This window comes from Pseudanabaena cinerea FACHB-1277 (genome assembly GCF_014696345.1).
GTDB lineage: Bacteria > Cyanobacteriota > Cyanobacteriia > Pseudanabaenales > Pseudanabaenaceae > Pseudanabaena > Pseudanabaena cinerea.
The window spans coordinates 1-6,388 of the sequence record NZ_JACJPY010000140.1 but is presented as its reverse complement, the minus strand read 5'-3'; the positions used below and the strand labels follow the sequence as shown (position 1 = coordinate 6,388).

9 protein-coding genes are annotated in these 6,388 nt (G+C 41.8%); 4 read left to right on the top strand and 5 right to left on the bottom strand.

Features of this window, described 5'->3' with window-relative positions; genetic code table 11:
• The first annotated feature begins 139 nt into the window (after positions 1-139).
• The gene (locus H6F44_RS21830) at positions 140-1,153 is read left to right on the top strand and encodes an ROK family protein (RefSeq protein WP_190353199.1); all 1,014 of its coding nucleotides are present in this window, start codon (positions 140-142) and stop codon (positions 1,151-1,153) included.
• 152 nt (positions 1,154-1,305) lie between these two features.
• On the opposite strand, the gene H6F44_RS21825 is transcribed toward H6F44_RS21830, so the two are convergent.
• From H6F44_RS21825 to acnB, 5 genes are all read right to left on the bottom strand, one after another.
• Entirely contained in the window at positions 1,306-1,467 is a 162-nt protein-coding gene (locus H6F44_RS21825) for a toxin-antitoxin system TumE family protein (RefSeq protein ID WP_190353198.1), read from the bottom strand.
• Entirely contained in the window at positions 1,467-1,775 is a 309-nt protein-coding gene (locus H6F44_RS21820) for a hypothetical protein (protein WP_190353197.1), read from the bottom strand. The genes H6F44_RS21825 and H6F44_RS21820 overlap by 1 nt, the downstream gene beginning before the upstream one ends.
• 69 nt (positions 1,776-1,844) lie before the next feature.
• A complete protein-coding gene (locus H6F44_RS21815; RefSeq protein WP_190353196.1) occupies positions 1,845-2,186 on the bottom strand; it encodes a XisI protein in 342 nt (113 codons plus the stop codon).
• On the bottom strand, positions 2,174-2,590 hold the full coding sequence (locus H6F44_RS21810) for a XisH family protein (RefSeq protein WP_190353195.1): 417 nt from the start codon (positions 2,588-2,590) through the stop codon (positions 2,174-2,176). The genes H6F44_RS21815 and H6F44_RS21810 overlap by 13 nt, the downstream gene beginning before the upstream one ends.
• A 67-nt stretch (positions 2,591-2,657) precedes the next feature.
• Complete coding sequence (acnB, locus tag H6F44_RS21805) at positions 2,658-5,258, bottom strand: bifunctional aconitate hydratase 2/2-methylisocitrate dehydratase (RefSeq protein WP_190353194.1); 2,601 nt, start codon at positions 5,256-5,258, stop codon at positions 2,658-2,660.
• Between the two features lie 152 nt (positions 5,259-5,410).
• Between acnB and H6F44_RS21800 the strand changes: the two genes are divergently transcribed.
• Genes H6F44_RS21800 through H6F44_RS21790 form a run of 3 tightly spaced genes read left to right on the top strand, consistent with a single transcriptional unit; the run spans position 5,411 to position 6,278 of the window.
• Positions 5,411-5,686, top strand: a complete 276-nt coding sequence (locus H6F44_RS21800; protein WP_190353193.1) for a BrnT family toxin — start codon at positions 5,411-5,413, stop codon at positions 5,684-5,686.
• Positions 5,649-5,927, top strand: coding sequence for a BrnA antitoxin family protein (locus H6F44_RS21795; RefSeq protein WP_190353192.1), 279 nt, complete (start codon positions 5,649-5,651; stop codon positions 5,925-5,927). The genes H6F44_RS21800 and H6F44_RS21795 overlap by 38 nt, the downstream gene beginning before the upstream one ends.
• 24 nt (positions 5,928-5,951) lie before the next feature.
• Positions 5,952-6,278: a hypothetical protein gene (locus H6F44_RS21790; RefSeq protein ID WP_190353191.1), complete on the top strand. Its 327-nt coding sequence runs from the start codon at positions 5,952-5,954 to the stop codon at positions 6,276-6,278.
• Positions 6,279-6,388: the final 110 nt, after the last annotated feature.

The window sequence follows — 6,388 nt, the reverse complement described above, 5'->3', positions numbered from 1 at the left end:
GTCCTAACCCCATAATTTTTCGTCTTATACTGGTGGTCAGCACACACATCTTCGCTCCCACATTCTGGACAAGCATAGGTAAATAGATTCATTACACTGGTATTTTTAGCCGAAGTTTATCTTTTATTATTAACTCCATATGTCATATATTGCAATGCTTTTCCCTACTCATTACACGGAACCAGTGCCGATTCTTAAATCTGCTTGGAATACACTTAATCCTTCAAAGCCACATCAAAAATATAACTTGATTTGTGTTGAATTAGGTCATCGGAGATGTAAAACTGCGCTAATTGGAGCTAGTTCTGATACATACAATATGGAATTTACTAAAAAGTTTCTGCTTGACTCAACTGGAGACTTTTTCGGTCAAACTGGCTTTGTCAAATTTACTGGATATCTGAAAAATCTTAAAAAAGAATTAGAGGCTGATAAGTCAATTAATAAAATTGATGGTTTAGCATTATCACTATGTTGTCCCGTAAATTCACAGGATGGAAGAATTGATAATTCATCAGAGTATTTTGAAGGGTGGGAAAGTATGATTCGTGAAAAGTTAAATGAGGAAATAGGTGAAGAGGACATTATCATTGTAAATGATGCAGTTGCTTTTGCATTAGGGTGTCAGGACGCTGTAATCATCAAGAAGTTAAAACTGCCGACTTTATGTCTAACTCTTGGTGGTGGGATTGGTAGTGCCTTTATTAAAAAAGGTAAAAGGAAAGCAATTCTTTCGAGAAGTAGTTATTTTGTTGAATCTTTTGAGGTTGGTCATATTCACAAAGAATGGTCAGACGGCTTTTACGGAAATCCACATCAGCTTGCTGGACAGCATTTTTTTGAGTGGGCTGGCACTCAAACTGATTGGAATAGAGTTAAGAAGAAACAAGAATTTTCTCAACGTATAGCTTGGATTATTAATTCTATTAAAAATGAAGAAGGGAAAGATTTTAGTTCCATTGTAATTGGTGGAGGAAGGTCAAGAGATGATTTTATTGATCGAAATACATTAATTAATGGTCTGTCACCAAAAATCACAAATTTGCAAGTGAAATCTGATACTTATCTATCTCTACAAGGAGCCGCCAGATTATGGCTTCAAAAATTTCACTATGAAGAAGATATTCCGGAATTGGTTGATGGCAAGATTTAAGCATTTGAAGAAATAAAGTCTAAGTTCTAATGAGTTAGCGAATTGCACTTTACTTTTAGACAGCCTAAAATCAGATCGCCTTCCCCATAAACTTATCAACAATCAGGCTATTTTACCCATGAAATGAATAGGCGATCGCCCTCTTAAAAAAATTATCTCTGTCTTTGAGCAATTTCTAAAAGCGCCTGATAGAGAATAATTTCAGGCGATTCCTTAATATCATCGCCTTCGTGCTTGTGATGTGGAAAAGTAGAAACTTCAGCATGACGGGGAGCATTATCATAGCGAAAAATCATGGCTTGATTTTTATCCATCATCTCAATTCGCTAAGCTGCATCTGATTGTGACAAAGCATTTCGTACAAACCTGACCAAACCATAAAATCTGCATCATCTCCTAAAACACCTTGAGAAAATCTCTCTTGAAATTCTTCAGAAGTCATTTGATATTTTTGTTCAAATTCTTTTAGATCCAATCGCAAGTTTAAGATCCCTTTCTGTAATTCTGCAATTTGATAGGAAATAATATTCCTTGCAAACATCTCAGTATCTTGCACCTGACTTAAAATTTTTCTAAGTCTTTGTTCCGTTTGTGGTTGAACAGATAGCTGAAAGTCAATCATAGTTTTTTTGTTGAAATGATGGTGACAAATTTTATTTTAACCTTCAAGATAATGTATGAAAGGCGATCGCTAAGCCACTGCAAACTCAGTTAACTTCCGAGTCTCAGGATCATGAAAAGCTAAAACAATATCAGACTTTGGGATACCTTCCGTTAACAACTCATTAGCAATACCATCCTCAGTCCAATCCTCTTCAATATAAACTTTCTCATTTTTAATGCGAACGTGAACATGGGTATTATTGATTCTCTTCTGATTAACCCAATCTATAGACATCCATAGATAATGATCATGGACTTCATCAAAAATCAAGCAGGTTTGATATTTTTTTCTAGCTGAGCGATTAGCAAGATGATCATGCTCAGTTAATATATTTTTAATGATTTGACGATAGTTATTTAGCTTGTCCATTGCACTATTTCTTCCTTTTCTATATTCACAACAAGTAAAGCAAGTTGATTTAATTTGACTAGAACTTGAATTGATTTTCTTTGAAAGAAGGTATTATAAACTTCGTCTTTAATAGCTAAATAAATCTCCTCGTATTCATCTTGTAATAGTCTAATCAGATCGCGATAAATTATATACTGCCCTAAAGCTAACTCAAAATCTTTGACCAGTGAAAGACTAATAAAGCTTTTAATTTCAATAATAATCTTCCGTTGCCTTTGCGTTTCTGAAATAAACTTTTCGATAGCTAAGTCTGGATAAAGTTCAAGATCTTCATACTCCAAAGGATAGGGATCACCCGTAATTGTCCAACCGTCCTTAACTAAAGCATTTTTAATAGCTTCATGGTAAGTATCTTTTGCCATTTCCTCCTTCCTTGTGATTTGTTAGGGCAAGCCGTTTTACAGGCTCACCCTTATTATACGCAACTAACTACTTCGCCGCTACAGGCATACCCAAAATGTCCTCAATGCGAGGCATATCCTCTAATGCAATCACCCGACCTTGATCTTCAAAATTGGCGATCTGATCGAAATTGAGATAGCGATAGAGGTCACTGGCAAAAGGATCGATCTTCTTAGTAACGATCGCTTGGTATTCTTCCACGGTTGGAATCTTACCTAGCAAAGCGCAGACTGCCGCGAGTTCTGCGGAACCGAGATAGACTTGAGCATCTTTACCCATGCGGTTATTGAAGTTGCGGGTGGAAGTGGAGAACACCGTTGCGCCATCGGCAACACGGGCTTGATTACCCATGCAGAGAGAGCATCCAGGGACTTCGGTTCTGGCTCCAGCCACACCAAAGGTGCTGTAGATTCCTTCTTCTTTGAGTTGGAACTCATCCATGCGGGTGGGTGGTGCGACCCAGAGACGGGCTTTTACGGCAGCTTCCTTTTCGAGAACCTTGGCGGCGGCGCGGTAATGTCCGATATTGGTCATGCAGGAACCGATAAAGACCTCATCCACGCGATCGCCCGCTACTTCGGAGAGCAACTTCACATTATCAGGATCGTTGGGTGCGGCGACAATTGGCTCCTTGATTTCATTGAGATCGATCTCGATGATTTCCGCATATTCGGCATCAGGATCGGCTTCCATTAATACAGGATTAGCGAGCCATTCTTCCATTTTGGCGATACGGCGCAATAGAGTTTTAGCATCGCTGTAGCCGCGAGCGATCATGTTCTTCATCAGGGCAACATTCGATCGCAAGTATTCAGCAACGGTTTCAGTGCTGAGCTTGATCGTGCTACCAGAACAGGAACGCTCGGCAGTGGCATCGGTGAGTTCAAAGGCTTGTTCCACTTTGAGATCTGGCAAACCTTCGATTTCCATAATCCGACCTGCGAAGACATTCTTTTTGTTCTTCTTCTCAACGGTCAACAATCCGCGTTGAATCGCAATATAGGGAATCGCATTGACGACATCGCGCAATGTTACCCCTGGTTGCAATTCGCCTTTAAAGCGAACTAACACGGATTCGGGCATATCGAGGGGCATAATGCCAAGGGCAGCAGCGAAGGCGACTAGTCCAGAACCTGCGGGGAAGGAAATGCCTAAGGGGAAACGGGTATGGGAATCGCCACCAGTGCCAACGGTATCGGGTAGGAGCATTCTATTTAACCAAGAATGGATAATGCCATCGTTGGGACGGAGAGCTACGCCGCCACGATTGGAGAAGAAGTCGGGAAGTTCTTTATGGGTTTTGATGTCGGTGGGTTTAGGATAGGCGGCGGTATGGCAGAAGCTCTGCATCACCAAGTCGGCGCTAAATCCTAAGCAAGCAAGTTCCTGTAACTCATCGCGAGTCATGGGACCTGTTGTATCTTGAGAACCAACGGTGGTCATCAAGGGTTCGCAGGAAGTGTAGGGACGTACACCAGCGACACCACAAGCTTTGCCGACCATCTTTTGGGCGAGAGTATAGCCTTTGCCTGTGTCGGGAGGTGTGGCGGGAAGGATGAAGACATCACTGGCGGGAAGTCCTAAAGCTTGTCTGGTTCTGGCGGTAAGGCTACGACCAATTAAGAGGGGAATTCTACCACCTGCGCGAACTTCATCGGCGATCGTGTCAGGAGTGAGACTGAAGGTGGATAAGGTTTCACCTGCAGCGTTCGTGATTTTACCTTCGCGCGTGTGGATCGTAATCACATCGCCAGTTTCCATTTTGGTGACATCGCATTGAATTGGTAATGCTCCTGCATCTTCAGCAGTGTTAAAGAAGATCGGCGCGATCGTACTTCCTAAAATTACGCCACCCGATCGCTTGTTGGGAATGAAGGGAATGTCGTTGCCGATGTGCCACAGCACCGAGTTAATCGCAGATTTGCGCGAAGAACCTGTTCCCACGACATCACCGACAAAAGCGACGGAATGCCCCTTTTGCTTGAGTTCGGCAATGGTTTGCAGACCATCGGGAATACGCGACTCCAACATACAGAGGGCATGGAGGGGAATGTCGGGACGGGAGAAGGCTTGAGAAGCGGGTGAGAAGTCATCGGTATTGATTTCACCTGTGACTTTAAATACGGTCACGGTCACGGTTTCAGGCAGGGCAGGACGACTGGTAAACCATTCGGCGGCTGCCCATGAATCAATGACGGCTTTAGCTCTGGCGTTAGTTTGCGATAATTCTAAAACTTGGTTAAAGGCATCAAATACTAAGAGGGTTTTCTTGAGAGCCGTTGCCGCCAAGTCGCCTAAATCGTCATTGCTTAACAAATCAATCAAGGTCTGCACGTTATAGCCACCGACCATCGTGCCGAGTAGTTCCACCGCATAGGCAGGGGATACTAGGGGGGATGTGCTTTCACCCTTAGCGATCGCTGTTAGCCATCCTGCTTTCACATAGGCAGCTTGATCCACACCTGGGGGAATGCGATCGCGTAGTAATGCTAATAAAAACTCCTCTTCACCTGCGGGGGGATTTTGCAATAGCTCACAGAGGGCGGATGCTTGCTGAGCATTGAGGGGTAAGGGGGGAATCCCTTGGGCGGAGCGATCGGCAACATGGTCACGGTAGGCTGATAACATAGTTTGTTGTTTTTTATTCTTTACGAAAACTTAACTTATTATCGATCCTAATCAATTTTTAGGCGCAAATTAAGTTTGAAATGATATATTTACACTACCATAACTACAATTTGTAGCTACAGTAAATCTATAATATTAATGCAATCCAACTAATGAACTTTGAATGGGATGAAGCAAAGCGTATTGCTAATCTTCGTAAACATGGCATTGATTTTCTTGATGTGGCTATTGTGTTTGATGGTGATACGTTAATAGTTGAAGATGATCGCTATGATTATGGAGAACAACGCTTCGTCACTTTTGGTTTATTGAGAGGATTGGTTGTGGCAGTTGTTCACACTGATCGACAGGACTCTATTCGCATTATTTCTGTAAGAAAGGCAACTAAGTATGAACAAAAAGTCTATTTCGAGGAAGTCTTTAACTGATTGGGAAAGACTAGAGAAGATGAATGATGAAGATATTGATTTGTCGGATTGTCCAGAGGTGACTCCTGAGATGTTTGCAAAAGCAATTGTTAAGCGTGGTGGTATACCAGTTACTAAGTCAAAAGCACAGGTTACACTTCGGATTGATCGAGATGTTTTAGATTGGTTTAAGTCTCAGGGACATGGTTATCAAACTCAGATTAATTCTTTGTTACGCGCCTACATGGAAGCAAGTAAATAGCTTTAAGCAATAAATACAATAAACATGAAATATACTGGTGACTGGCGTATTGATGAGATGGAGTTATGGGAAGCAGATTATCTCAATATGGAGGTAGAGGCTTTTATTTCCATAGATGAGCGTGGTGATGGGCAGTTCCAATTTGGATTGGTCTCAGGATATATTGATGGAGAGGTTATTAAGAGAAAAACAGAAACTCGTCTGGAATTCACTTGGGAAGGTAATGATGAATGTGATGAAGCATCAGGGAGTGGGTGGCTACAATTGAGAGATGACGATACGCTGGATGGCGAAATTAAATTTCATGGTGGCGATCGCTCAAGTTTAGTGGCTACACGCATTAAAAACTAGTAACTATATTCAATACTACGGACAAAATTGGTCAGAGATAGAGCCGTAAGAGCAAAGCTTGTGGAAATTAGGGTGTAATTTAATCGAAGTAAGGTCTAAATCTAACAGGG

Excerpts from the sequence above, each read along its gene's own strand:
- H6F44_RS21790 (WP_190353191.1), top strand. The coding sequence starts at position 5,952 with ATGAAATATACTGGTGACTGGCGTATTGATGAGATGGAGTTATGGGAA.
- H6F44_RS21815 (WP_190353196.1), bottom strand. The coding sequence starts at position 2,186 with ATGGACAAGCTAAATAACTATCGTCAAATCATTAAAAATATATTAACT.
- H6F44_RS21800 (WP_190353193.1), top strand. The coding sequence starts at position 5,411 with ATGAACTTTGAATGGGATGAAGCAAAGCGTATTGCTAATCTTCGTAAA.
- H6F44_RS21825 (WP_190353198.1), bottom strand. The coding sequence starts at position 1,467 with ATGGATAAAAATCAAGCCATGATTTTTCGCTATGATAATGCTCCCCGT.
- H6F44_RS21830 (WP_190353199.1), top strand. The coding sequence starts at position 140 with ATGTCATATATTGCAATGCTTTTCCCTACTCATTACACGGAACCAGTG.
- H6F44_RS21795 (WP_190353192.1), top strand. The coding sequence starts at position 5,649 with ATGAACAAAAAGTCTATTTCGAGGAAGTCTTTAACTGATTGGGAAAGA.
- acnB (WP_190353194.1), bottom strand. The coding sequence starts at position 5,258 with ATGTTATCAGCCTACCGTGACCATGTTGCCGATCGCTCCGCCCAAGGG.
- H6F44_RS21810 (WP_190353195.1), bottom strand. The coding sequence starts at position 2,590 with ATGGCAAAAGATACTTACCATGAAGCTATTAAAAATGCTTTAGTTAAG.
- H6F44_RS21820 (WP_190353197.1), bottom strand. The coding sequence starts at position 1,775 with ATGATTGACTTTCAGCTATCTGTTCAACCACAAACGGAACAAAGACTT.